22 protein-coding genes, 1 tRNA gene and 1 pseudogene are annotated in these 24549 nt (G+C 50.5%); 16 read left to right on the top strand and 8 right to left on the bottom strand.

The genetic code is table 11. The annotated features are described in order from the left end of the window. The first annotated feature begins 305 nt into the window (after positions 1 to 305). On the top strand, positions 306 to 1076 hold the full coding sequence (locus QZN53_RS11025; RefSeq protein ID WP_163439003.1) for a hypothetical protein: 771 nt from the start codon (positions 306 to 308) through the stop codon (positions 1074 to 1076). Positions 1077 to 1166: 90 nt separating this feature from the next. Further along, the gene (locus tag QZN53_RS11020) at positions 1167 to 1754 is read left to right on the top strand and encodes a zinc ribbon domain-containing protein (RefSeq protein ID WP_163439002.1); all 588 of its coding nucleotides are present in this window, start codon (positions 1167 to 1169) and stop codon (positions 1752 to 1754) included. A gap of 11 nt (positions 1755 to 1765) precedes the next feature. Here QZN53_RS11020 and QZN53_RS11015 read toward each other — a convergent pair whose 3' ends face one another. Continuing rightward, positions 1766 to 2011: a TIGR03905 family TSCPD domain-containing protein gene (locus tag QZN53_RS11015; protein WP_073189459.1), complete on the bottom strand. Its 246-nt coding sequence runs from the start codon at positions 2009 to 2011 to the stop codon at positions 1766 to 1768. A 136-nt stretch (positions 2012 to 2147) separates the two neighbouring features. Here QZN53_RS11015 and QZN53_RS11010 point away from each other — a divergent pair, with 136 nt between their 5' ends. After that, the gene (locus QZN53_RS11010) at positions 2148 to 2627 is read left to right on the top strand and encodes an isoprenylcysteine carboxylmethyltransferase family protein (protein WP_163439001.1); all 480 of its coding nucleotides are present in this window, start codon (positions 2148 to 2150) and stop codon (positions 2625 to 2627) included. Positions 2628 to 2630: 3 nt separating this feature from the next. Beyond that, entirely contained in the window at positions 2631 to 2966 is a 336-nt protein-coding gene (locus QZN53_RS11005) for a hypothetical protein (RefSeq protein WP_163439000.1), read from the top strand. A gap of 28 nt (positions 2967 to 2994) precedes the next feature. Here the strand turns inward: QZN53_RS11005 and QZN53_RS11000 are convergent, their stop codons facing one another. After that, entirely contained in the window at positions 2995 to 3519 is a 525-nt protein-coding gene (locus QZN53_RS11000) for a hypothetical protein (RefSeq protein ID WP_163438999.1), read from the bottom strand. 126 nt (positions 3520 to 3645) lie between these two features. Between QZN53_RS11000 and purD the strand changes: the two genes are divergently transcribed. From purD to QZN53_RS10980, 4 genes are all read left to right on the top strand, one after another. Then, positions 3646 to 4938, top strand: coding sequence for a phosphoribosylamine--glycine ligase (gene purD, locus QZN53_RS10995; protein WP_088631336.1), 1293 nt, complete (start codon positions 3646 to 3648; stop codon positions 4936 to 4938). Between the two features lie 11 nt (positions 4939 to 4949). Further along, the gene (purE, locus tag QZN53_RS10990; protein WP_163438998.1) at positions 4950 to 5423 is read left to right on the top strand and encodes a 5-(carboxyamino)imidazole ribonucleotide mutase; all 474 of its coding nucleotides are present in this window, start codon (positions 4950 to 4952) and stop codon (positions 5421 to 5423) included. A gap of 6 nt (positions 5424 to 5429) precedes the next feature. Continuing rightward, complete coding sequence (locus QZN53_RS10985) at positions 5430 to 6218, top strand: DUF3108 domain-containing protein (protein ID WP_294653102.1); 789 nt, start codon at positions 5430 to 5432, stop codon at positions 6216 to 6218. 115 nt (positions 6219 to 6333) lie between these two features. Beyond that, positions 6334 to 7359: a hypothetical protein gene (locus QZN53_RS10980; RefSeq protein WP_163438997.1), complete on the top strand. Its 1026-nt coding sequence runs from the start codon at positions 6334 to 6336 to the stop codon at positions 7357 to 7359. 85 nt (positions 7360 to 7444) lie between these two features. Here the strand turns inward: QZN53_RS10980 and QZN53_RS10975 are convergent. Further along, positions 7445 to 7518: transfer RNA gene (locus QZN53_RS10975), tRNA-Arg, on the bottom strand. A 21-nt stretch (positions 7519 to 7539) separates the two neighbouring features. Beyond that, a complete protein-coding gene (rimO, locus tag QZN53_RS10970) occupies positions 7540 to 8850 on the bottom strand; it encodes a 30S ribosomal protein S12 methylthiotransferase RimO (protein WP_163438996.1) in 1311 nt (436 codons plus the stop codon). A 119-nt stretch (positions 8851 to 8969) separates the two neighbouring features. Between rimO and frr the strand changes: the two genes are divergently transcribed. The 5 genes from frr to QZN53_RS10945 all read left to right on the top strand — a co-directional run bounded on the left by frr (position 8970) and on the right by QZN53_RS10945 (position 14261). After that, entirely contained in the window at positions 8970 to 9503 is a 534-nt protein-coding gene (gene frr, locus QZN53_RS10965) for a ribosome recycling factor (protein WP_072799877.1), read from the top strand. 12 nt (positions 9504 to 9515) lie between these two features. Further along, the gene (locus tag QZN53_RS10960) at positions 9516 to 10226 is read left to right on the top strand and encodes an isoprenyl transferase (protein ID WP_073056179.1); all 711 of its coding nucleotides are present in this window, start codon (positions 9516 to 9518) and stop codon (positions 10224 to 10226) included. Further along, a complete protein-coding gene (locus tag QZN53_RS10955; protein ID WP_163438995.1) occupies positions 10219 to 11100 on the top strand; it encodes a phosphatidate cytidylyltransferase in 882 nt (293 codons plus the stop codon). Before QZN53_RS10960 ends, QZN53_RS10955 begins: the two co-directional genes overlap by 8 nt. Before the next feature lie 176 nt (positions 11101 to 11276). Continuing rightward, positions 11277 to 12680 carry a polysaccharide deacetylase family protein gene (locus QZN53_RS10950; RefSeq protein WP_163438994.1) on the top strand — a complete coding sequence of 468 codons (1404 nt, stop codon included), beginning with the start codon at positions 11277 to 11279 and terminating at the stop codon, positions 12678 to 12680. A gap of 78 nt (positions 12681 to 12758) precedes the next feature. Further along, positions 12759 to 14261 carry a DEAD/DEAH box helicase gene (locus QZN53_RS10945; protein WP_163438993.1) on the top strand — a complete coding sequence of 501 codons (1503 nt, stop codon included), beginning with the start codon at positions 12759 to 12761 and terminating at the stop codon, positions 14259 to 14261. On the opposite strand, the gene QZN53_RS10940 is transcribed toward QZN53_RS10945, so the two are convergent. Then, the gene (locus tag QZN53_RS10940; protein ID WP_163438992.1) at positions 14262 to 15062 is read right to left on the bottom strand and encodes a hypothetical protein; all 801 of its coding nucleotides are present in this window, start codon (positions 15060 to 15062) and stop codon (positions 14262 to 14264) included. Between the two features lie 30 nt (positions 15063 to 15092). Next, entirely contained in the window at positions 15093 to 16043 is a 951-nt protein-coding gene (locus tag QZN53_RS10935) for a hypothetical protein (RefSeq protein WP_163438991.1), read from the bottom strand. 227 nt (positions 16044 to 16270) lie between these two features. Here QZN53_RS10935 and QZN53_RS10930 point away from each other — a divergent pair, with 227 nt between their 5' ends. Further along, positions 16271 to 19861: an InlB B-repeat-containing protein gene (locus QZN53_RS10930; RefSeq protein ID WP_163438990.1), complete on the top strand. Its 3591-nt coding sequence runs from the start codon at positions 16271 to 16273 to the stop codon at positions 19859 to 19861. Between the two features lie 104 nt (positions 19862 to 19965). Here QZN53_RS10930 and QZN53_RS10925 read toward each other — a convergent pair whose 3' ends face one another. Then, a complete protein-coding gene (locus tag QZN53_RS10925; RefSeq protein ID WP_163438989.1) occupies positions 19966 to 21009 on the bottom strand; it encodes a sigma 54-interacting transcriptional regulator in 1044 nt (347 codons plus the stop codon). Positions 21010 to 21168: 159 nt separating this feature from the next. Between QZN53_RS10925 and QZN53_RS10920 the strand changes: the two genes are divergently transcribed. Together QZN53_RS10920 and QZN53_RS10915 are read left to right on the top strand one after the other, a co-directional pair. Continuing rightward, positions 21169 to 23289, top strand: coding sequence for a glutamine synthetase III (locus QZN53_RS10920; RefSeq protein ID WP_072799853.1), 2121 nt, complete (start codon positions 21169 to 21171; stop codon positions 23287 to 23289). Positions 23290 to 23407: 118 nt separating this feature from the next. Then, a complete protein-coding gene (locus QZN53_RS10915) occupies positions 23408 to 24163 on the top strand; it encodes a DUF3944 domain-containing protein (protein ID WP_163438988.1) in 756 nt (251 codons plus the stop codon). A gap of 95 nt (positions 24164 to 24258) precedes the next feature. On the opposite strand, the pseudogene QZN53_RS10910 reads toward QZN53_RS10915, so the two are convergent. After that, positions 24259 to 24549: pseudogene (locus QZN53_RS10910) on the bottom strand (hypothetical protein); the annotation flags it as partial.

Here is a 24549-nt window from a genome sequence, read left to right as displayed (position 1 = left end):
AAGAAAAAATTTATGAATGTCATTACATTGTAGATGAAGACGATATAGATGATTTGGTTACGTTTAAATTTCCATCGGGTCAATCAACAACATTAAGGATAAATGTTAAAAAAAACTGGAAATATAGATTATATTAACCAACCTCATTTTCAAGCGCATTGTCAAAAAGAACTTTGAACGAATCGCACAAGAATGGGGCTGCACAGAACCGCTGGATAGCAAGCCGTATTAAAGCAATAAAAAGATTATGACTCAAAGTAAAAAAATATATATTAGGGGTACACCCATTGAGGAGGAAGGGGAACATGAAGAAAAAAATATTGACGGCAATCGGGGCGTTATTCTGCCTTGCAGCACTCTTTTCGGCTTGCTCTGATGACAACTCCAGCGCTCCTTCGGTTACCCGCGAGGATCCCGAAATAACGACGCCCGATACAACATCTTCGTCAAGTGAAGGCTCTGTACCCACGTCAAGTGCAGTGCCTGCGTCAAGTGAAGATGCCATTCCGCAGTCAAGTGAATCTCTGGAATCATCTTCGTCAAATGTATTCTTGCCTTTTAGTAGTTCCTGGTATGATGGCAGCAACTATAATCCCGGAGCCTGTTGTGCGGATACAATCTACATAGAAGACGGTAAGGAGAGAGCTCATACGTCAGCGAAAGGCGTGTGCCCTCCGCCAAGCGTCATGACCGTCACTTGCAAGCAGCCTGTTCGAGTCGACCTTGATTCAATCAAGGCAGCTGAAGAAAATAAGAAGGTCTCGTCCATTCGGACTGAAGAATGTCTGTCGTTACTAGATCTACTGAAAATGGGTTTTTCGGATGGTGTTAAAAATGCCAAGCTGATGGATTATGGTGGCAAAATTCTCACGATTGAATTCTGGAAAATTGATTATTGTTCCATTGATGCCGAATTGTCGTATGAACTTTCTGGTGACACGTTGTCTGCGACTCTTGCCGAAGTTCGTTCGGCGGAGGAATGCGACTGTTTTAGCCTGCACCAAATCAATATTCCTGACACATTACGAAACTTCACGTATTTCAAATTTGAAGACCAAGTTTTTGGCCTTCAGTAAGGTTAATTGACGAAAATAGTGCAAAAAGGCCTTGACAAAGTTTCTTAAATAGTGTACATTTGTGCATGTGTAACTAATAAAGGAGAACTTATGGAAATGAAATTTTGTCAAAGCTGCGGAATGCCGCTTACGCCGGAAATCTTGGGCACCAACGCCGACGGCAGCAAGAACGAAGAATACTGCATCTACTGCTATAAGGACGGCGCATTCACCGGCGACTTCAACATGGAACAGATGGTCGAATTCTGCTCGCAGTTCGTCGATGAATTCAACAAGAATACAGGCAAGAGCCTGACCCGCGAAGAGTACAAGGTGGAACTGCGCAAGTACTTCCCGACGCTCAAGCGTTGGCGCCTCCCCGCGGACCAATTGCCCCATGCCACTTCGCCCATGAAGCAGAAGTTCATTGAAGAAGTCAATGCTCTCGGTATCAAGGACATGCCGACCATCGACAACCTCTTTGTTCTGCAGGGCTCGTTCATCAATCAGGAATACAAAATTAACGGCAACAGCGTCAAGCTATTGGACGATAACGCAAGCTACTGGGGCAACCAAGTTGAAAAGATTGGTGCCGAAGGCCGTTGCTTCGGAATCGCCTGCGACGAACGCTACATTCTCGTGAGCGAATACGGCAAGAACGGTGCCGATGCCGAAATCGTCGTATTCAAGAAACGGTAATGTTTAAGATATTACGCTTCTTTCCCGAGGACGGCGCGGGCGAGCTGGTCGGCGCACGAAGTCGGCTTCCCGCCACAGGTGTTGCCCAAGAGCTTTGCCGCGATATCTTCGGCGCTCATACCTTCGCAGAGCTTTGCGATTGCCTTCAAGTTCCCGTTGCATCCGCCCGTAAAGCGGATGTTTCTGATTTTGTCGCCATCACGCGTGAACTGAATCGTCGTTGCGCAAACGCCTTTAGTCTTGAAAGTCTCTTCCATATGTGTCTCGCGGTTGAATGTCTGCCTTAAATATACAATGATTCCCGATAAAAGCGCAGAATGTTCTGATGGAAATAAGCCTGTATTCATCTGTGTTTTTTAAATTATGTTATATCAAAATCAGGAGAGAACAATTATGAAACGTATAAGAGATTTCGTTGGTTACTTGCTAGGCGGAGTTCTTTTTGTTGCCTTGATTCCGACAATCATGTGGCTTGCGTCTGGCATGCCCACGCTTTGGCCGGTCGATACATGGCGTTGCATTGTGGCGCCTATTGTGATACTTGTGGGTCTTGTGCTGAGTATTTGGACTATCGTCTACATGCGCAATCGTGGCAAAGGAAACCCGATGGATGCTTTCGGCCACGAAGTGGCCCCGCGTACGCAGCATCTGATGATTGAAGGCCCGTACAAGATTAACCGCAACCCGATGCTTACAGGAACCCTCGTTTATCTCGTGGGTGCCGCCGTGTGGCTGTGGACTTGGCAATCGTGCGTTGTATTCGTCGCCTTCTTTGCCATCATGATGGTGCAGGTGCTAAGCGAAGAAAAACGCCTCCGCCGCGACTTCGGCGAAGAATATGAAGAATACTGCAAACATTCGAGAAGGTTCTAATAAATGAAGTTTTTAGCAGTATTCCTTTTGACTCTTTCGTTGGTGGCGACGAGTTCTTTTGCTGTGCCGTTTAATCCTCCGTTGGTTTTGTCAATGCAAGAATACGAAGGTACTATGACCTCCAGTGATTTTGACTATAATGAGAGATCGGAGGCTGATCCTAGCGTGTTTAAACCCGCTGTGGGTGTGATTTCGTACTTCGTCGTTGTTTTTGGATTTGTATGGAGCGTATTAGGGGCAAAGGAACTCAAGGACGGGGGTGATAATGGTGGCGCGATGCTTGGTGGTGGCTTAGGTATAACTGCTTTAGGGGCCCTGGGCATGTACTGGGCTTTTTAATAAAAAATGCAGCAAGAAGCTGCACTATTTATTTTGAGTTTTTTTCAACAAAAAGAATTAGACGGTAGAGCCGTATATTTCCTTCGGAAGATTCTATAGGACTATGCTCAATTTGTGTATAGTAGGCAGAATCTGTTGTGTAATAAGTCAAAGGAATGGCTTCCAACTCTTCGTTATTAGCAACCGGCTTAATTATATAGCGGTCGTTAATGGTCCCGTTTCTATCTCGATATGGAAAAAATTTTGCTTTGAAATTATAGCGCTCTGTTGGCAGGTGAATGGTTTCGTACTTTTGGTATTCTTGACTGTCATCTGTTTTCTTGTAGATGTTGTATTCAAAATATAGGCTGTCGTTTCTGATGCCAATCGCATTGTGAACGACGTCATAGTTTTTAGGGTCGTCAACAGCGAGCAAAACAAATGCTTCGGGGGCTGAAGTTGCTTCTTGGGAAATGCTGGGTAGAGCATGATAGGATATTGCTGGTGCGCAGCCGCAAATTGATATGGCGATAATGGATAAGATTGCGAGGGCCCAGTAACGAGTTCTTTTCATATTTCCTCCAGAGGTGACGTGTTGAGGGGCTTGGATAACTCTAATTATACATTATTCTGTATGTTGGTAAATTTCTTATAATGCATTTTTCTAAATTATCCTTCCGTAACAGTAAAGGACTCGCTTATGAATATTCTCGTCGTTGGTAGCGGTGGTCGCGAACATGCCATCGCTCTTGCAGTCAAGAAGTCGCCGCTGTGCGACACTCTCGTGTGCGCTCCGGGCAACCCGGGCATGGCTAACCTCGGCAAGTGCGTGCCGGTGGATGTGGCCGACCCGAAGGCAATCGCTGACCTCGCCGTAGCCGAAAAGATTGACCTCGCGGTCATCGGCCCCGAAATTCCGCTGGTCGCTGGCGTAGTGGATGAATTCCGCCGTCGCGGGCTCCGCGCTTTCGGCCCGACTGCGGCTGCTGCCGCGCTCGAAGGCTCCAAGGCCTTCAGCAAGGATATCATGAAGAAGTACAACGTGCCGACGGCAGCCTTCGAGACCTTCACCGATCTCGCCTCCGCGAAGAAGTTCCTCGCCGAACACCCGGCTCCGATCGTGGTGAAGGCGTCGGGCCTCGCTGCGGGCAAGGGCGCTATCGTCTGCATGACCGACAAGGAAGCAAACGACGCTGTCGAGGAAATGCTCGGCGACAAGGCCGTGTTTGGCGAATCCGGCAAGACGGTCGTGATTGAAGAATTCATGGACGGCGAAGAAGCCTCCATCTTCGTGGTTTGCGACGGCAAGGACTACGTGATTCTCTCTTCTGCTCAGGACCACAAGCGCGTCTTTGACGACGACAAGGGTCCGAACACGGGTGGCATGGGCGCTTACAGCCCGGCTCCGGTCGTGACGGACGCTCTCCTCGACGAAGTGAAGAAGACGATTATCGAACCGACCCTCAAGGGCATGGCCGCCGAAGGCAAGCCCTACACGGGCGTGCTCTACGTGGGCATCATGGTGACTGCGAAGGGCCCGAAGGTCGTGGAATACAACTGCCGCCTCGGCGACCCCGAATGCCAGATTGTGCTCCCGCTTTACGACGGTGATGTGCTCGCCTTGTTCGACGCTGCCGAAAAGGGCGAACTCGCCAAGCTCGGTGCCCCGAAGGCTCCGAAGGGCAGCTCCGCAATCGTCGTGCTTGCCAGCGCCGGTTATCCGGGCTCCTACGAAAAGGGCAAGGTCGTCACGGGTATTGAAGAAGCCGAAAAGAACGGCGCCCAGGTGCTCCATGCCGGTACCAAGATGGTGGACGGCAAGCTGGTCACGAACGGTGGCCGCGTGTTCGGCGTGGTGGGCCATGGCGAAACGCTCCAGGCTGCTCTCGACATCGCTTACGAAGCTGCCGAGAAGGTTCAGTTCGAAGGCAAGTTCTACCGCAAGGACATCGGTAAGAAGGGTTTGGCCCGTCTCGCCAAGATGGCGAAATAAGAGGTAACAAAATGGATTTGAAAGAAAATGCAAAGGTCGGTATCGTTGCGGGAAGCAAGTCCGACCAGGAAACTGTAGATAAAATCACCGCTGTGCTCGACAGCTTCGGCATCGTGTGGGAATTCAACATCCTCTCCGCACACCGCACCCCGAATGCGACCGCGAAGTATGCTCGCGAAGCCGCCGGGCGAGGCCTCCAGGTCCTCATCGGTGTCGCAGGCCTCGCTGCAGCCCTCCCGGGCGTGCTCGCAGGGCACACCATCCTTCCCGTTATCGGTCTGCCCTGCGCCGGCGGCCCGCTCAACGGCGTCGATGCCCTGCACTCTATCGTGCAGATGCCCCCGGGAATCCCGGTGGCAACGGTCGGCATCGGCAACGGCAAGAATGCCGGTTACCTCGCCGCCCACATCGTCGCCCTCGCAGACCCCGCAGTCCGCGAAAAGCTCATTGCTTACCGCAAGAGCCTCGGAGACATCGAAGGCTAATTGAGAGTGGTTAGGAATAGTACAAAGCTCAGCTTCAAGATCGCCGCGCTTGTGGCGGTCTTTGTTGCTGTATGTTTCGCGGGCGAACCGAACTTGCCCGAAGTGAAAGCTCCTTGGATGAAGGGCGAAAAGCTGACTTTCAGCCTCGGTTGGGGATTCATTACGGCAGGTTCTGCGACGCTCGAAGTTCGCCCGACTCTAGACGGCAAGACCGAATTCTTGACGTATGCGACGGGCAACAAGACCATCAACAAAATCTATCCGGTAAACGATACGGTCTACACCCGCGTACGCAACAAGGGTTTAATGACCGAAGTTTTCCGCAAGCGCCTGCACGAAGGCACGTTCCACAATACCTCCGTTATCCGCTTTGACCGCAAGGGCGAAAAAGCCTGGCTTTCGGACACCGTGTTCACCGACATGAAAACCCGCAAGGTCAAGCGCTCTGCCGATACGGCAGTCGCGATCCAGGGTGCAGAACACAGCATTATGTCGGCGTTTTACCTGGTGCGTACACTCCCGCTCAAGGTGGGCGAGACCTCCCGTTTTTCGGCGGTGAGTGGCAAAAAACGCTACGAACTTAAGGTCATTGTGCATGGTCGCGAAACCATCAAGAGCGTACTTGGCGAAGTTCCCTGCGTTAAAGTGGAACCCGTTCTCGATGGCGATGGCATTTTCGTGTCTAAAGGCCGCATTTTTATCTGGTTGACCGATGACGAACGCCGTATTCCGGTGCTTATGGAGTGCGAAATCGCGCTTGGTTCTATCAAGGCGAAATTGCTTGAGGCCAAATAATGGTAAAAATCCCTTCGAAAAGCGTGTTTTTTGCTTTTTTTACATTAAGTTTCGTGCGATTTGCGCACTTAAAAGTTATATTCGCAAATGCGATTATATAATCTGAGGCTTTTTCATGTTTAAGAAAGTACTTTTGTCTTTATGCTTAACCGCCTTCATGTCTTGGGCACAAGACGACTTTGACGAGGACGACGAAGGCTTCGTTTCCGCCCCTGCCTCTGCCCAAGAAGATGATGGTGATGCCGCTCCGCGTGCTACCATGGCTACCGGCGATGAGAATGAAGAAGAGGAAGTCTATGACGTCGGTATTAACTCTGCCCAGCGCCGTGAAATGGCCGAACGCAAGAAGTTTGAAGAAGAACAGCGTCAGGACGAATATGCAAACTCTGAACGCCGTCGTGACTGGTTGCGCAATCGTTTGATTTTCCAGATCGGTATGGGTTCCCGTTACCCGATTATGGGTGAAACCGGTATGGGCATGGGCCTGGGCGCTGGCGTTGAATACATTTTGCCGTTCCATGTGGCTCTGTACGGTTCTTTCGGTTTCTTGCCGAAGGGTACCGACAACGACTTTGATGAATGGGATCTCGAAGGTGGTACGGGCTATAAGGTTGGCCTTAACTACTACTTGTTCCCCAAGAATCCGCTCCATTTGGGCTTGTCTGTGTCTTATGGTACTGTGTACTTTGACCATGATATCGTTCCCGACGAAAGCAAGACTCGTGCTTTGATTAAGGTGGACGGTTTCCAGTTCGACGCTCTTATTACCTACCTGACCAACGAATGGTACTACCTGCAGTTCTCTATCGGTATGTACTATGCTCCGAAGCTTGCAAAGACCCCGAAGACCTATTATGCAAGCACCGGTCAGGGCGACCAGGAAACGGATAACCCGAGCTTCCGTAAGCTCGAAACTCCGATGAAGGACTTGGAAGGCAACTATCAGAACATTTGGCTGGCTGACGGTGAAACGGGTGAATGGGGTTCCCGTGTGGTGGACCCGAAGGGCATGAGCAAGACGGGTATTGTGTTCGGTATCGCTATCGGTTATGCTCTCCCGGAACTCTTCCCGGATGACACTGAAAAGCGTCGCCGCGAACGTGAAAAGGCTAGAGCCCGCTCTGGCGTCGCCGGTCGCTAAGTCCGGATTGTCATTCCGCACTTGATGCGGAATCTCCTTTTACGGCTTTCAAAAAAATTAAGCTCCCAGCAGGGAGCTTTTTTTATACCCTTGATGCGATTCGAACGCATGACCTTCAACTTCGGAGGCTGACACTCTATCCAACTGAGCTACAAGGGCGAGCGAATCAAAGATAGTAAATTAAACCAACTTAACTATCAATTCATGCGGTTCGGCGTCTACCACGAGCGCGTCGCGGAATTCGCCTACGTCGGCATCGCCTTCGAGCACCTTCACGATATCGTCGTTTTCCATGGAGTTGCCTTCGGTGCGTCCGTAGAAATGGTATTCGCTTTCTTCGGCAACCTGGTCAATGATAATGCGGACTTTCTTTCCGATCATCGCTTCGGCGTGTTCGGCATCCAGTTCTTCTTGCAAATCGTTTACGGCGTCGAGCCTTGCGCGGGCTTCGCTTTCGTCGACTGCAGGCAAGTCCATCTCCATCACGGGGGTGCCTTCTTCGGGGCTGAATACGAAACCGCCCAAGTGATCGAACTGGATGTCTTCCAAGAGTTCCATCAGTTCTTCAAAGTCTTCGTGGGTTTCTCCGGGGAATCCGACAAGTACCGTGGTGCGAAGCGTAACGCCCGGAATGCGCTCGCGAATCTTGTGCAGAATGTCCACGAGTTCCTTTTTGCGGTAATTGCGCTTCATGTTCTTGAGCACGTTGTCGCTCGCATGCTGAATCGGCATGTCCACGTACTTCACCAAGCGCGGCTCGCTTGCCATCAGGTCCAGAAGTTCGTCGTCCACGAACATCGGGTACCAATAAAGCGTGCGAATCCACGGAATGTTCGTGTTGTCGAGAATGGCGCGTAAAAGCTGAGCGAGCGTGCCGCCCTTTTTGCCCTTTTCGCGACCAAAGTAAGTCGTGTCCTGGGCGATAAGCGTGATTTCCTGGACGCCCTGCGCTTCAAGTTCTTTTGCTTCTTCAACAATGTCTTCGATGCTGCGGGAAACCTGCTTGCCGCGAATGAGCGGAATGGCGCAGTAGGCGCAGCGGCGGTTGCAGCCTTCGGCAATCTTCAGGTAGGCGTGGTGCCTGAATCCGCCCAGGTTCATGCGAGGCAGGTTTTCGGCGTTGCAAGTTTGCGGTGCCACGATACCCATCTTCTTCAAAAGTTCGCCCGGTTTGTAAGTGCCTACCCAGTAATCGACTTCAGGGAGTTCCTTCACCAGCTCCTCGCCGTAACGGCCCGAAAGGCAGCCCGATACAATCAGCTTCTGCTTGGGCTTTTTGCCGTTAATTTGTGCGAGAATCGCATTGATGGATTCTTCCTTGGCAGCTTCGATGAATCCACAAGTGTTCACCAGGATGTAGTCTGCCTTGGCGGCTGTGTTGCAGGTGGTAAAGCCGGCGTGCAACATCTCGCCGACTAGGTTTTCTGCATCGACCTGGTTCTTGGCGCATCCTAAATGGACAACGAAAACTTTGGGCTTTTTAGTAGGCATGGTGGCAAATTTAGAATTTTCTCTTACAAAAACACTACTTATTTTACGCCTACATTTTCAATTATCTATATTTCGCAACTAGTAACTGGTAAGTAAAACCTTTTAACACGCAAAAAATTATGGCAGATTATTCTGATAAAATGAACAAGGCCATTGAGGCCACCGAACGTGAATTCTCGAAGATCCGCGCAGGCCAGGCTAGCCCCGCTATCCTGAACGACGTGCGCATCGACTACTACGGTACGCCGACTCCGATTTCCCAGGTGGCTAAGGTTTCTGTGCCCGAACCGCGCATGCTGCTTGTGTCCCCGTGGGAAAAGACCATGGTCGACCCGATTGAAAAGGCTATCCTTGCTGCAAACATCGGCCTTACCCCGATGAAGGACGGCAACTGCATTCGCGTGAGCCTTCCGATTCTTACCACGGAACGCCGTCAGGAACTCGCAAAGATTGCACGCAAGCATGCCGAAGAAGGTCGTGTGGCAATCCGCAATATCCGCCGCGATGCTAACGACGCCCTCAAGAAGAACAAGGAACTGCCCGAAGACGAAGTCAAGAAGCAGCAGGACGAAATCCAGAAGGCTACCGACAAGGCTATTGCCCAGATCGACAGCCTCCTCGCTGAAAAGGAAGCTGACATCCTCAAGGTGTAGTCCGGGGTTTGCGTGGCAAATCAGCTTAGACATGTAGCGATTATCATGGATGGCAACGGGCGCTGGGCCCGTAGCCGCGGTCTTGAACGTTTCCTCGGACACCGCAAGGGCACCCAGGCGACGATTGATGCCGTCGAAGTGGGCGTGAACCTGAAACTTGAACACATGACGTTGTATGTGTTCAGTTCCGAAAACTGGGGCAGGCCCAGCAAGGAAGTGGATTACTTGATGAACCTCTTGATCGAGATGGTTGTCAAGGAAATTCCCGACCTCATGGAAAAGAACGTGAAGCTTACAGTGATTGGCAACATGAACCGTTTGCCAGAAAAGCCGCGCGCAAGTCTGCAGTCCGCCATCGACAAGACGGCGAACAACACGGGCATGCAGCTGAACCTCGCTATCTCTTATGGTGGCAGGCAAGAAATTGTCGAAGCGACGCGTTCCATTGCCGCGCAAGTGGCGTCCGGGGCAATCAAGGTTGAAGATATCGACGAGACGCTCTTCGCTAAGAATTTGTATTTAAAAGGAGCTCCCGATCCGGATCTCGTGATTCGTACCGGGGGAGAGTTCAGGCTTTCGAATTACCTGCTTTGGCAGGCCGCTTACAGCGAATTCTACGTAACCGATACGCTGTGGCCCGACTTTACCAAGGAAGAATTCTTGAAGGCCGTCGAGTTCTTCAATACTCGAGAAAGACGTTTTGGAAAGGTGTTGCATGAGTAATCTTGCGCAGCGTGTAATTACGGCGGTTGTCGCCATTCCTATCGTATTCTTTTTGCTGTGGTTCTCTGACTACAGCCGTATAGGGTTAATGTGCTTTTTGGCCGGTGTCGGTGCCTGGGAATGGGCCGGCATGGCTTGCAAAATGTATAAGGGCCCCGATACCCGCTACCTTTCGTTTGCCTCTTCTTTAGCCCTTACTTTGGCATGGGCTCTTTCGAAGGGCGATTATTTTGGAATGCCTGCCGTGCCTTACGTGGTGGGCATGACCTTCCTCGTGATTTTTGCGATTTACATTGGCTTGGCTTACGCCAAGGTCGAAATTGACCACTTGTTCCCGTGGCTCGTGATGCAGCTGGGTGCCCCGCTTTATGTGGGCCTCTGGGGTGGCATGAACGTGCTCATGATGGGCAATGGTCAGGGCTTTGAACATTGCTATCCGTTCATTTTGGTCATGACATCCATGTGGCTTTGCGATACGGTGGCGTACTTTTTCGGTAAATTTGCTGCCGGCAAGGGCCCCTTCGGTCGTCACCTGTTTGCACCGAGCATTAGCCCGAAAAAGACTTGGGAAGGTTCTATCGCAGGCTCCATTGCGACTATCGCCTGGGTGACTTATTGGGCCAAGTGCACTTCTGCACTCTCTGTTTTCGGTGCCGAAATCAACTGGGTCTCTGCTATCGTTATCGGCTTGCTCCTCACGGTGGCTGGCCAGGCAGGCGACCTCTTGATGTCTGCCCTGAAGCGCTGGAGCGGTACCAAGGATTCCGGCAACCTGTTTGTCGGCCATGGTGGAGTGCTTGACCGCTGCGATTCCTTCTACCTCGCAGCTCCCGCCCTCTACCTGTTCATGGATTTCCTCCAGAAACTCGCTTGATCGCCTGCGTCATGCTGATGTAGATCAGCATCGGCTTTTCCACCCAAATTGCCGTATATTTTCGTTTACATTCGTTGTTTTAAGTAACAACGCTATATAGGCCCGAAAGGGCCTTTTTTTATAGCTCATATATATATTTATGGGCGAGTGAATATAATTGCAAGGAGTGTCCGAGTATGGATTACAAAAAATTGACTGTTGCTGCAGCTCTTATGGGTGCATCAATGATTTACGCCCAAGATGCAGAAGTTGCCACATGGGCAGGCTTCCGCAAGGCTGCCGTTTCCTTCACTTTTGACGATGGCCCGCAGAGCGATGTCGATGTCGCTTTGCCCATGTTCGAAAAGTACGGTTATCTGGCGACTTTCAATATCGTCACTAATTGGGCCAATGGTGGTGGCAACAATGGTATGCTCAACTGGAGTGGTGTTCAGAAATTGTCCGCTGCCGGTCACGAAATTGCAAGCCATAGCGACAGCCACCCCAGTGGAACGATGGCCGGTAACGAAATTGGTTCGTCTAAGGGAACCATCAACCAAAAGATTCAGCAGAAGTATGGCTGTATTACGCTAGCATACCCGAACTGCGATAGTCCGGGTGACTCCCAGGTTCTGCAGAATTACGTTGTGGGAAGAATTTGTAACGGAAGCTGGAAGGGCGGCTCCGATATTATGGGCAAGGACGGTCCGAACAACTGGGCTGCAGCCTCTGCGCTCATGACAGGTAATCAGGGAACAAGCGATTTCAAGGGCAATATGCAGAAGGCCGTTAATCAGGGCGGCTGGGTTGCATTCCTCACGCATGGTTTCCAGGGCAAGACCAATGGCTTTGCTGACTATTCTCCGACCGATGCTAGCGCTATGGAAGGCTCCCTCCAGTATGCCCAGCAGAACGACAAGGACATTTGGGTGGCTCCGATGGGTCACGTTGCCATGTACATCAAGGAACGTAAGGCCGCCAAGGTTGACGTTTCTAACAGCGGCAGCTCCACTACGGTTAAGCTGACTCACAACATTAAGGACAACATTTCCAAGTACGACTATCCGCTTACCTTGAAGGTGAAGACTAGCCTTTCCAAGGCCGAAGTCACGCAAGCCGGTGCCAAGCTCGAATCCAAGATTGACGGCGGCTATATCTACTTCGACGCCGTGCCGAACGCAGGTGACATCGTGATCGCTGGCGAAGGTGCTGGTCCTTCTCCGGAATCTTCCAGCAGCGCAGAACCGCCGCAGTCTTCTTCTAGCGAAGCCAAGAGCTCTTCTTCTACGAATCCGTGGGGTCCGAAGTCCTCTTCCAGCAAGGGCGAAGTGGATTGCAACGCTAATCCGTTCGATCCTTCTTGCCATGGCATGGCTATTGCTGCCGAACTTCAGAACGACTTCGGTCTCTCTGTCTACAGATCCTCTGACAACTACATCGTGGTCGGTGGCGCTCAGGGCATGAGCATTACCGTGTTCAACAGCCTCGGTCACCAGGTGCGTACCACTCGCGGTCTCGGTGCCGTGCAGAAGGTCTATACCGGAGCCAAGGGCGTGTACATTGTCAAGGTGGGCGGCAAGTCCTTTAAGGTCAAGCTTTAATCCGTTTTACCAAAACCTCTCTCGAAAAAAGGGAATCCTGATAAAAAGGGATTCCCTTTTTCTACATTTGGTTTTAATATGCTTTTTTCAGAACTTCCCCTGGCAAACCCTTTGCAGCGCGCAATTCGCGCTGTCGGCTACGAACAACCCACCCCGATTCAAGAAAAATCAATTCCGAGTTTGTTGGAAGGTAAGGATCTTTTGGGGATTGCTCAGACGGGTACGGGGAAGACGGCGGCTTTTGCGCTCCCGATTCTGCAGTTGTTGCTGGATTCCGGCAAATTCCGTGCACCCAAGACCTGCCGCGCTTTGATTCTTTTGCCCACGCGCGAACTTGCCATTCAGGTAGAAGAATGCTTTAAGCAGTATGCCCAATTTACGGCGATTTCGACCGCCTGCATTTTCGGCGGCGTGAGCGACGTGAGCCAAAAGCGCAACCTGATTCGCGGCGTTGATGTTCTGGTCGCGACTCCGGGCCGCCTGCTCGATTTGATCAACCAGAAGGCGGTATCCCTGAAGGCATTGGAATTCTTCGTGCTCGACGAAGCCGACCGCATGCTCGACATGGGATTCATTCATGACATTCGCAAGGTGGTGGCGCTGTTGCCGCAGAACCGCCAGAACCTGTTCTTCAGCGCGACCATGCCCGACGATATTACGAAGCTTGCCGCGACAATCCTGCGCCCGAACCCAGTGAGGGTGGAGGTGGCGCCGCAGAGCACGCCTATTGAACGCATTCACCAGGAACTCTACCGCATTGACAAACGCCGTAAGGGCGCGCTCCTCAAGGAATTGTTGCTCGCTCACCCCGAAATGAAAAAAGTGCTGGTCTTTAGCCGCACCAAGCACGGCGCCGACAAGATTACTCGCGTGCTCGAAAAGGCGGGTATCAAGTGTGCCGCTATTCACGGCAACAAGAGCCAGAACCGCAGGCAACAGGCTTTAGGCAACTTCAAGTGCGAACAGATTCGCGTGCTGGTGGCCACCGATATCGCTGCCCGCGGAATCGACGTGGACGACGTGTCGCACGTATTCAATTACGACTTGCCCGATGTTCCGGAAACCTTCGTACACCGCATCGGTCGTACCGCCCGCGCAGGCAAAGACGGTATCGCCATTTCGTTCTGCGCCCCTGACGAAGAACAAGATTTGCGCGCTATCGAAAAGTTGACCCGAATCAGCATTCCCGAAGGCGACAAGGCGATTTACGAAAAGCTTCCGCCTCAGCAGAAGGAAACGCCCGAAAGCGAAATGCGCAATGCCCGCGGCCGTGGATTCCCGCGCCGCGAACAACAGAATCGTGGCAAGCAAAACCGCGACAACAATCGTCAGGGCGGCCAGAAGGCTGAAAACAATAATCAGACCAAGCATGGTCACGGAAAGAATCGCCCGCAGCAAAACCGTCCGCAGAATCAATCGCAAAACGAAAAACGCCCCGCTCCAAAGGGCGAAGGCGTTCAAAAGGTTAATTCGCAGGACCAGCTCGGGCACCGCACCATCGGGAAAAATCGTCCCGGCTCGCGAGCTCGCAAGCGCATGCGCGAGGCCGCAGAGGCCGCTCGCCGCGCTCAAGGCAATTAGCTATTCAATCGAGTACAAGAACCATTCCCAAATGATTCTAGCCTTTTCACCCGTAGTTGTGTTCAGCTTCGGGTTGTTCTCGGCGACCCATCCCAAGTTCTTCACCGGAATGCAGTCGGAATCATTCAGCAGGTCCTCGTCGTCGTAGTAATCGTCGTGTTCGTTCTTGTCTCTGAGAACCGGGCAGATTTCAATCGCGTCGATACCGCGCGGCAACTGGATGGTGACCTTCTTTTCGCCGGACCATTTGTCAACATCGACCGTGTCCAGGACGGTTGCGGAGAACGGATCGTATTCCGAAGGCTCTGAATCAATGTAAGACTTGACCAGGAATCGGATTTCGGGGTCACCCGTTTTTTCGTCCTTGCTAATGGAATCAACGGTCTGCCTGTAGTTGACAAGTGTAATGCTCAACATCTTGTTTTCTTGCAGGTAGTTGATTGCCGGGTCATCGTTTGTCGCGATGTAGTTGCCCTTGTCGTTGTAATCGTCTTCGTTCTTGACCATCTTGATAACGGTGGCCAGGCTTAGCACGGTGTCTGCGCTGTTGCCTCTGAACTTTTCAATAAAACGGTCGCAGCGCTTCTTGTAGTTGTCGGTGTAGCGCTTGGTCTGTTCGTAACAAGTGTAATTGTCTATCCTTTCGCGTCTGCTTTCGAGCGAATCCAAGGCAGTCTGAGCTTCGAGATTGACAGAATATTCGGCCTGTTTTTTGTCTTCAACTTCAATGGGGTTGTCACCGCAGGCAACAAACGGAAGCGTTGCCAATGCAAGCAACGGAATCGTGACGAATTTCAACATAAAGCTTTTCTGATTCATAATAATACCTGATTACCTTATGCTAAAGTCTAAGAACATGCGCCAGGTCGGAGTGCCCTGTCCGATGTTGTGGAACCTGTGGTTTGCGTTTTGCGTTGCGCCGCCAAAGGCAAACATCTGGATTTCAAAGGAGATAAGTCTGCTTTCGATACCGAGACCAATCCAGCTGTTCGTTTCCCAGTCGTCCATGTAGAAGAACTTGTTGGTCTGGTGGCTTTCGTATGCCGGGAACGGATTGGCGTTGGAACTTTCAATCAGCGAAAGATCCTTGTTAAGCTTGCTGTTCTTGGAGCTGATGTAGAGCCTGTTCTCGGTGTCGGTCAATTCGTAAATAGGCTTGGTCAGTCCGAGAGTTAAACTGGTGTACAGGAATGTGGTGGTGCCCTTGATGTGGTAACCCAACTTACCGGTCAGCGGCATGTCTGCCGAGAAGTTGTAGTACTTGCGGTCAAGTTCGTGCGTGAGTGTGTACGTTTCGCCGGTAGAAAGCTTGCCTTCTTGTTCGTCTGCGTCGAATGTCCAGCGGGAATAGCGGTACAAGGCACCGATTCTGCCTTGGACACCTAGGTAGTTGCCGAAATAGTGCCTGTAGAAGTAGTACATGCCCATGCCCATACCCCATGTGGCGTCGTGGTCCATGTGCCAATAGTTCTTGTCGTTGTACGTGGCGCTCGTAAGGCTCAAACCGTGGTGCATGGTCTTGGAGCGTTTTTTCGCTTTACGTATAGCCTTTTCTTGGTAGTCGGCGTAAGTGATCTTGTTGCGCATTTTCTTGGAACCGGCAGTATCGGCCTTGTCGGTTTCGGCAGGCTTTGTACTGTCTGCTTCGGCTACTGCTTGGGATTCCGTAGGAACTGCGGTTGTGTCTGTAGTGGTTACAGCGGCGATGCTATCTTGCTCGGCTTTGGCTGCAGCGGCAGAGTCTGTCGTCACGACGAACTCCTGGGCAAAACCGAAAGCCATGGATAGGCTGCAAATCGTTAAAGCTTTACGAATTATGGTCATAATCGTGCACTCGCTCCCAAAAATGGGTTTCCGTTACATAAAATAAGTAAAAAATAGCTATTCTGCAAAAAAATAATAAAAAAATGGACTTTGTAAAAAAAAATAATTAATTTTAGGACAAGAAGGAATATCAAAGATTTTCCTTGTTTTTGTGGAACGGAAAGATGTCAGTGAAGAGGGTATCTATGGATACAAGTAAGATTTCTCTTGCTAGAGTGCTCGCTCTGCTTGTTTTCTTGTTGGCTGTGCAGTCCGCATGGGCGGATGTTTGGGATGGTGTAACCAAGACTCCTGCCAAAAAGGAAAAAATCGATGGCAAGGACTTTTTCCTGATTGAATCGGCGGCCAATCTGGCGTGGTTCTCTGATACGGTGAATATCTATGCTGCTAAGGAAATTGCCAAGGGCTATTCGGCAGACTCCTTGGCGCATGCCAAGATGACTGCTGCTGATACGACAAACGCGAATGCATATGCCCAAAAGAAAATGCAGGCTTTTATAGATACTGCTGCTACGGATAAGTTGAAGGACTCTACAAGTACATTCAATAATGCGAAGAATGCTTATCTAGACAGCGTAGCGAAAATTTTTAAGAATGGCGCCGCAGATGCGATTGCCGCAAATGTTGAAGCGTTCTTCAAAAACAATTCCAATGCTATTACGTTGATTTCTGAAAAAACGAAGGATAAAAATTACGCATCGCCAAATGTGACTTTTAATGCGAAGGTGGTGGCGAATTATATTGATATGAATCATAAACCCTTTGTTCCCATTGCTGCGGGTAAGGGTGAAGTGTCTTATGGTGGTGTTTTTGATGGAAATCATGTCACTATCAAAAACCTGAATGTCAGCAGTGAACATATTTCTGCTATCAATAGAAACTATGGACAAAACATCGCCTTTATTGCTACTCTGGATAAGGGAACTGTAAAGAATGTTGTTCTAGATAGTGTGTACATCAAGGCTGCAACCGATATCGGTTCGATTCTTGCTGGTGAAGCGAATAAAATTAGCGTGGGAACGGTTGTCGCCTGGCAAGCTTCGGGAACAGTCGAAGGTTGTTATGCGTCGGGCATTGTCTACAATAGCGGTAAGGGACAGGCTGTTGGTGGTATTGTGGGTAATGCTGCCGCGGGTCTTGTAAAAAACAACTTGAGCATTATTTCGATTCAGATTTCTGGAAGTCAGGCTTATGTGGGCGGTGTTGTCGGCCAGGTCAAGGATAAGGGTGTCAAAGTCGAATCCTGTGTTTACGACGGAGGAAAGTTTATCAACGATTCCACTGCTCATGATGGTGGTGTGATTGGCCTTCGTTTTGAAAAAAACAATACTGTTCGAAACGCCTATTACGATAAGTATGATGTGGATAAAGGTGTTGCTCAAGGTTCTTCAGAAGGTGTTAAGGCGGCTGATGAACTCAACCAATTGCAAATTGTGTGCATTTTGAACGATGGTGAATGGGATGAATCTACTTCTACTTGTTCAGCTGATGGAGTATGGTCTACTGGGGACCACATTACCAATCAGGGCGTTTCGAAAAACGATAAGAACGAAACTATTTATACGATTAGATTCGATGCGAATGGTGGAACTTTCCCGGAAGGCGCAAAAACGGTTAAATATTTGCGCTTTGGAGAATTGGTGACGACTGCCGAAATTACGTCTCCGACTTATGCGGGAGATAGTATTTTCTGGGGATGGTCAATGGATCCTGCAGCGACTGCTCCTGTGACATCAATGTTCCTCGATACGGCTTATGGTCAACGGACTGTGTATGCGGTCTGGAAAAAAACAGTTGACGTGACGTTTGATTATAATAACGATGTGAATCCGGGTGTTACCACGAAAAAAATTGGACTCGGTGATTCTGTCGTTGCGGTTGCTTCTCCTGCTCCTTATGATGTGTATTATTTTGTCGGCTGGGCTACTGATAAAACGGCGACGGAACCTTTGAAACAGCTGGGTGTTGCCGAAGAGGGCCTGACCTATTATGCCGTTTGGTCGACCGATGCAACCTATACTGTTGCATTTGATGTGCAGGGAAAAGGTAACGAATTGCAGTCTCAGCAGATTAAAAAGAATGGTAAGGCGGTGAAGCCTGAGCCGACTGCGGATGGCTATACTTTCGAAGGCTGGTTTACCGAGGCCGCTTGCCAGAACGCCTTTGATTTCAACACGGCTATCACGAAAAACATCACCCTGTACGCCAAGTGGAAACTTGAAACGTACACAATCACTTACGAAATGGATGGTGGTGAAAACGATGAATCGAATCCCACCAGCTTTACGATTGAAAGTGAAACAATTGTCTTTAAAAATCCGAAGGTACGTGTTGGCTACCTGTTTGATGGCTGGTACTACAATCCCGACTATTCGCATGTGGCAACCCAGGTGTCGCAGGGGTATTTTGGCTCATTTACGCTGTATGCGAAATGGATCCCGATGCAGTATGAAGTGATTTACGCAGCGGGTTCTCGCGGTATGGGAACTGTGGAAATTGATTACAAGCCCCATGGTGATTCGTTAGTGCTTTCGTCGGAAAAGTATCTTTACTACAACGAACATTACAGGGTCAGTTTCTTGCATGCTGGTTGGACGCTGTCTGATGGCGGATCCAAGGAATATGATTTTGGCGCTAAGTATGGCACTGATGCTGACATAACTTTGTATCCGTATTGGTCCAAGCTTGTCAAGGTTCATTATGGCTCAGAAGACAAGGATACTTTGTGGGTGGATCTCAGCGCCGTGAAATCGGATTCGTTGGTGAGCAACGCGATTAGCGAAGTCTTGCTGTCGCATGAACCGATGATTGAACTTCCGAGCAAGAATGCTGATGACAAGTATGTTTATACCTTGAAGTGGGTGTCTGATTCGTTGGCTGTCTACGAACCGATTTTTGAAAAGTCTGAACGTAAGAAAGAAATCGTTGTGGCTTATGGTTCTGGCGAACGAGATACGATTATTATCAAGGATCCCAAGTTTAAAACGGACGAAGAATTGCAAAAGTTGATCAAGGATGCTTTTGCAAATCATAATCCCGTCATTCCGCTTCCGACAAAGGCTGCTGACTCACTATACGAATATGAGTTTGCAAAGTTTGTTCTGAATACGCAGACGGGTGTTTACGAACCGCTCTTTGTGAAGGCGGGTAGCCTGTTGTTCAAGATTAATTTCCACCTGCCTAAGGGTGCTGAATTGGTCGAGAACTTTGCTGGGTATAAATATGGCGAAGTGACGAAGTTGCCGAATGCGGTCATGAAGTCTGATGCGAGCTGGATGTTCAATGGCTGGTATACAAAGACGAAGGGCCGTGGCGACCGCGTAAAGGCAATGCGTGAAAAGGATTCTGGTAACAAGAGCTTGTATCCGCTGTTCCAGAAGACAATCCGCTACGACGCTAATGGTGAAAAGGGCGAAATCGTAATCATTTACACGGATCGTTACGATACGACCATTGCTCGCGCCTTGCGCAGTGTGACGCCGAAGGATTACACCGAGGGTAAGGTGACTTACACGTTCAGCAAGTGGGTGCTTGAAGATGACGTGTATGTGGCGACCTTCAAGAAACAAACTGTCCGCTTTAATGTGGTGCTTGATTCTCGCGCGTTCAACATTGAAGAAGCGCAAGTGGGTGACCGCATTGTAGTGTTCGATATGGATGGTCGTGTCGTGAAACGCGGAATTGTTTCAAACGGCTCTGAACGTGTGGAAGTTGCCAAGCCTGGTAGCTACACCGTGCGCGTCGGCAAGGCCGCCGTCCAGGTGAATGTTAGGTAGAATGTCGTCCCGGGCGCTGACCCACTGTGGGTTCGACGCTTTCTTGTCTTCCCGGCCACCGACCCATTCTTGTCGTCCCGGGCACCGACCCGGGATCTCCTTTCTTAGCCTGATATATTTATTTTTAATCGATGCACCTTGTAGTGCATGACTCTCGGCGAAATGCTTAAATCCCGTGCGGCAGCAGACATGTTGCCGCCGTTTCTTTTTAGCGCCTCGCTCAGGATTTCTTTTTCGTAGGTGTCCATGAGCGTTGACAGCGGTGCAATCTGATTTGGGAGCATGGGCTTGCGGGCCGATTCATCGGTCTGCAAGGTGGGTGGCAAGTTGTGCGAATGAATGCAGTCGTCGCTGGTGGCGAGGGCTGCACGCTCAATGCAGTTTTCAAGCTCTTGCACATTGCCTGGCCAATGGTAACTCATGAGCATGTCAATCGCGGGCGTCGAGAGACGCACCACATGCGTGCCGTACTTCAGGTTCACTTGCGAAATAAAATGCTCCGCCAAAAGCAAAATGTCACTCTTGCGCTGCGCCAAGTCGGGGAGCGAGATTTGCACGATGTTCAGGCGGTAGAATAAGTCTTCGCGGAAAAGCTTTTGCTGCATCAGACTTTCGAGATTCTTGCTAGATGCCGCAATCAGGCGTACATCGCTGTGTAGGCGAATATTGCCGCCTTGGCGGTAAAAGCTCTGGTCTTGCATGAACCGCAGCAAAATCTCCTGGTTCTTCGGGCTGAGCGCCGAGACGTCGTCCAGAAATAGCGTGCCGCCGTTCGCCACTTCGGCTTTGCCCAAGTGGCGGCTGTTTGCGCCGATGAATGCACCGCGTTCGTAGCCAAAGAGTTCGCTTTCGAATGTGTTCGCCGGGTTGCCGAAGCCTTCGCTCAGGTTTGCGCAACCCATTACGACAAAGGGGTGTTCCTTGCGGGCGGAAAGTTCTGCGATGGTGTGGGCGGTGAGTTCCTTGCCCGTGCCATCGTTGCCATAGATAAGCACTTGTGCGTCGTTCTTGGCGCACTTCTTAATTTGCTTGTAGACCTCGCGCATTTCGCCGCTGTTGCCGACCATCTTGCCGGGTTTTTCGTCGATGATATTGCGCAGTGCCTTGATTTCGGCTTTCAGCCGTTCTATTTCTTCGGATTCGGTCATATTGTTTTACATTTTTGTAATAATCTAGTATAATTTTACAATATTGTAAAATATTTTGTTTCAAAACCTGTAAATTTCGGGTGCCAACCCCCGTTTTTATTCCTAATTTCCTTCCATAAATTAAAAAACAGCCGTAAAACGGCAAAAAAGAGGTTCAAAATGAGCGTAAGCTACCGCAAAAAGACCATCAACGAAATCGCAAAGGCCCCTACCGCGCCCGTCAAGCCGGCCGGTCCGGTGAATGTGGATTTCTATGGCGAAGATGTGTTCAACATCGACGCCATGCGCGAATACTTGCCCAAGGATGTCTGCGAAAAGCTGATTGCAACCATTAACGAAGGTGCCGCCCTCGATCCGAGTATCGCAGGCGATGTGGCCCACGCCATGAAGAAGTGGGCGATGGACCGCGGTGCCACGCACTTTACCCACTGGTTCCAGCCGCTCACCGGTTCCACTGCCGAAAAGCATGACTCCTTCCTTGAACCTGACGGTTGCCGCGCCATCATGGCCTTTAGCGGCAAGAACTTGATTGTTGGCGAACCGGACGCTTCTAGCTTCCCGAGTGGGGGACTCCGTTCTACGTTCGAAGCCCGCGGCTATACCGCCTGGGATCCGACCAGCCCGGCATTCCTCAAGCGCCATGGCAACGGTGCCACGCTCTGCATTCCGACGGCTTTCTGTAGCTACACCGGCGAAGCGCTCGACAAGAAGACTCCGCTCCTGCGCAGCTTGCAAGCTCTTTCTAAATCGACTCGCCGTCTCATGACCTGCTTTAAGGCGGGCCCGAAGAAGACGACGGTCACGCTCGGTGCCGAACAGGAATACTTCCTGATCGACAAGCGCTTTTACCTGCAACGCCCCGACCTGTACCAAGCTGGCCGCACGCTGTTCGGTGCCGCTCCTGCAAAGCACCAACAGATGGATGACCACTACTTCGGTAGCATCCCGGCTCGCATTCTGAACTTCATGAACGAAGTGGAAATCGAACTCTGGAAGCTCGGCATTCCGGCCAAGACTCGCCACAACGAAGTGGCGCCTGCCCAGTTCGAACTGGCCCCGATGTTCGAAGAAGTGAACCTCGCTTGCGACCACAACATGCAAATCATGGAAGTGCTCCGCAATGTGGCCGACAAGAATGGCCTCGTTTGCTTGCTCCACGAAAAGCCTTTCGCTGGCGTGAATGGTTCCGGCAAACACAACAACTGGTCCGTGTCTTACGGTAAGGGTAACTTGCTCAATCCGGGCAAGGACCCGCACCAGAACGCCGTGTTCCTCACCACGCTCTGCGCCATCATTTACGCTGTCGACACCCATGCTGACTTGCTCCGCATGACGACTGCTGGCGCCGGCAACGACCATCGCCTCGGTGCAAACGAAGCTCCTCCGGCAATCGTTTCCATGTTCCTCGGCGACCAGCTCATGGACGTCATCGAACAGATTGAACAAGGCGTGCCCAAGTCCAGCAAGCAAGCCGGTGCACTCCGCATTGGTGCCGACATGCTCCCGGCTTTGCCGCGCGATGCCACCGACCGTAACAGAACTTCTCCGTTCGCCTTCACCGGCAACAAGTTCGAATTCCGTGCACCGGGTTCCAGCCAGAGCTGCTCTGAGCCGAACGTGGTTCTGAACACCATCGTGGCCGAAGCTTTCGACATGATTTCGGAACAGCTCGAAAAGCTTGACGAAAAGAACTTCCACACGGGCCTGCAAAAGATTTTGCAGAAGATCGTGAAGGAACACAAGCGCGTCATCTTCAACGGTAACGGCTACACCGACGAATGGGTTGCCGAAGCTGAACGCCGCGGTCTCCCGAATATTCGTACCTCCGTGGAAGCCCTCAAGGCTCTCACCAAGGAAGAAAATATTCAGTTGTTCGAAAAGTATGGCGTCATGAACCGCCGCGAAATGGAGTCCCGCTACGAAATCAACGTCGAAGATTTCCACAAGCGCATTCACATCGAAGGCGAAGTCTGCCGCGACATGGCCAAAAACATCATCTTGCCGAAGGTCGTCGAAGCTTACTCCAGCGCGTTAAAGACCAACGAAATGGCTCTGAACCAGGGCTTCCCCGGCGTCGATGCGTACGTGAAGTCTCTGGGTGAAGGCGTCAAGAACCTGAGTGCCGCCATCGCTACCATGGAAGAAAGCCTGAACGGCCTGCACGAAGGTATTCTCGATGCGATGGCCGCTTTGCGCAAGGTTGTCGATGGCCTCGAAAAGGTCGTCCCCGACGAAATGTGGCCTCTGCCGAAGTATCGTGAGATGCTTTTCATCTATTGATGAAAAGCTTTGCAATGCTTTTGTAGCCCCGGCTTGACCGGGGCTTTTTTGTTGCTCCTTTTAGAAAAATTGATTATATTGCTAATAGACCGTTTTGTCAAGTGAGAAGGAGATAAAAATGGTATATCGTGAAGATGAAGATCTTGTTTTTTTGGGGCAGATGGAGTCGGCCGATTTAAATGATCTTGTCTTGTGTTTGATCCATGACAGAGATGGTGCGGAGCGCATGACAGGAGAACTTGTCAAAAGCGAACTTTACAAAAAACATCAACCAGATCATCATCAGTATTGGCAAGAAATCGCTGCTGAAATTCAGTGCTTTGGTGCAAATACTTTTGCAACCATGTTCCGTAGTGGCAAGGGCGTTTTGTATAGAGAGGTCCTGACGGATGTTTGTAGCAGGGTCAAGGTCAAATTCAATAAAGACGCTAGCGTCAATGATATTGAAAATGAACTCTTGATGAAGATTTTGTCTGATTCGCTTAAGAAAATGAGTGAAGAAGAACTGAGGCAACTCGCAGGTACGATGGGGCTTGCAAACTCGGAAACAATGACACCGGAAATTTTGTTGGGAACATTCCAGCTTGCTTTTGTTGCAGGTGGATTTATGTCATATCAGTTGGCTCTCACGGTGGCAAACGCTGTCGCAAATTTCCTCTTTGGTCGAGGCCTCGCTTTAGCCGGAAACATCACGCTGTCAAGAGGCCTTGCTGTGCTTGCGGGGCCCATTGGACTTATTCTGACCGGAATCTGGACCGCTGTAGATATTGCAGGCCCCGCTTATCGCGTGACAATCCCCGCTGTTGTTCTCGTTGCTACTCTTCGTAGAAAATGGCAAAGCCAGCAGGAAAAAAAGACGGAAACGGCTAACTAATTGCTTCTGTGTCGTGCGACTGGTTTTTGGACAATTTTAATAAATCGTCCCAAGCATCAAAAAGGTAGCCTTTTGACTACCTTTTTGTGTATAGACTACTTAAGTGAAAGCATCGCTGAAATAACGTTCTCCGGCACATTCTGCGAACGCAAGAAGTCAGCCCGTTTTGAGTCGCGAACTTCGTTTTTTTCACGTTCCTGCCGTGCGCCATTTGCTTGGCCCTTCAAGAAGGCTTCGGCTTCGAGAACCTCGTATTCATGACGGTCGAACATGTTTGCCTCCAGTGTTTTCAAAAGTTCAGGGTTCACGCGGCTTACGCGCAGGCGGTCAAGTGCATTCGCAAAGATCGGGTCTTCCGTTTCGGGAACCTGGAGAGGTCCTCTCGA

The organism is uncultured Fibrobacter sp. (genome assembly GCF_900316465.1).
GTDB lineage: Bacteria > Fibrobacterota > Fibrobacteria > Fibrobacterales > Fibrobacteraceae > Fibrobacter.
This window is presented reverse-complemented; position numbering and strand designations above follow the sequence as displayed.

Excerpts from the sequence above, each read along its gene's own strand:
- QZN53_RS11025 (WP_163439003.1), top strand. The coding sequence starts at position 306 with ATGAAGAAAAAAATATTGACGGCAATCGGGGCGTTATTCTGCCTTGCA.
- QZN53_RS11020 (WP_163439002.1), top strand. The coding sequence starts at position 1,167 with ATGGAAATGAAATTTTGTCAAAGCTGCGGAATGCCGCTTACGCCGGAA.
- QZN53_RS11015 (WP_073189459.1), bottom strand. The coding sequence starts at position 2,011 with ATGGAAGAGACTTTCAAGACTAAAGGCGTTTGCGCAACGACGATTCAG.
- QZN53_RS11010 (WP_163439001.1), top strand. The coding sequence starts at position 2,148 with ATGAAACGTATAAGAGATTTCGTTGGTTACTTGCTAGGCGGAGTTCTT.
- QZN53_RS11005 (WP_163439000.1), top strand. The coding sequence starts at position 2,631 with ATGAAGTTTTTAGCAGTATTCCTTTTGACTCTTTCGTTGGTGGCGACG.
- QZN53_RS11000 (WP_163438999.1), bottom strand. The coding sequence starts at position 3,519 with ATGAAAAGAACTCGTTACTGGGCCCTCGCAATCTTATCCATTATCGCC.
- purD (WP_088631336.1), top strand. The coding sequence starts at position 3,646 with ATGAATATTCTCGTCGTTGGTAGCGGTGGTCGCGAACATGCCATCGCT.
- purE (WP_163438998.1), top strand. The coding sequence starts at position 4,950 with ATGGATTTGAAAGAAAATGCAAAGGTCGGTATCGTTGCGGGAAGCAAG.
- QZN53_RS10980 (WP_163438997.1), top strand. The coding sequence starts at position 6,334 with ATGTTTAAGAAAGTACTTTTGTCTTTATGCTTAACCGCCTTCATGTCT.
- rimO (WP_163438996.1), bottom strand. The coding sequence starts at position 8,850 with ATGCCTACTAAAAAGCCCAAAGTTTTCGTTGTCCATTTAGGATGCGCC.
- frr (WP_072799877.1), top strand. The coding sequence starts at position 8,970 with ATGGCAGATTATTCTGATAAAATGAACAAGGCCATTGAGGCCACCGAA.
- QZN53_RS10955 (WP_163438995.1), top strand. The coding sequence starts at position 10,219 with ATGAGTAATCTTGCGCAGCGTGTAATTACGGCGGTTGTCGCCATTCCT.
- QZN53_RS10950 (WP_163438994.1), top strand. The coding sequence starts at position 11,277 with ATGGATTACAAAAAATTGACTGTTGCTGCAGCTCTTATGGGTGCATCA.
- QZN53_RS10945 (WP_163438993.1), top strand. The coding sequence starts at position 12,759 with ATGCTTTTTTCAGAACTTCCCCTGGCAAACCCTTTGCAGCGCGCAATT.
- QZN53_RS10940 (WP_163438992.1), bottom strand. The coding sequence starts at position 15,062 with ATGTTGAAATTCGTCACGATTCCGTTGCTTGCATTGGCAACGCTTCCG.
- QZN53_RS10935 (WP_163438991.1), bottom strand. The coding sequence starts at position 16,043 with ATGGCTTTCGGTTTTGCCCAGGAGTTCGTCGTGACGACAGACTCTGCC.
- QZN53_RS10930 (WP_163438990.1), top strand. The coding sequence starts at position 16,271 with ATGGATACAAGTAAGATTTCTCTTGCTAGAGTGCTCGCTCTGCTTGTT.
- QZN53_RS10925 (WP_163438989.1), bottom strand. The coding sequence starts at position 21,009 with ATGACCGAATCCGAAGAAATAGAACGGCTGAAAGCCGAAATCAAGGCA.
- QZN53_RS10920 (WP_072799853.1), top strand. The coding sequence starts at position 21,169 with ATGAGCGTAAGCTACCGCAAAAAGACCATCAACGAAATCGCAAAGGCC.
- QZN53_RS10915 (WP_163438988.1), top strand. The coding sequence starts at position 23,408 with ATGGTATATCGTGAAGATGAAGATCTTGTTTTTTTGGGGCAGATGGAG.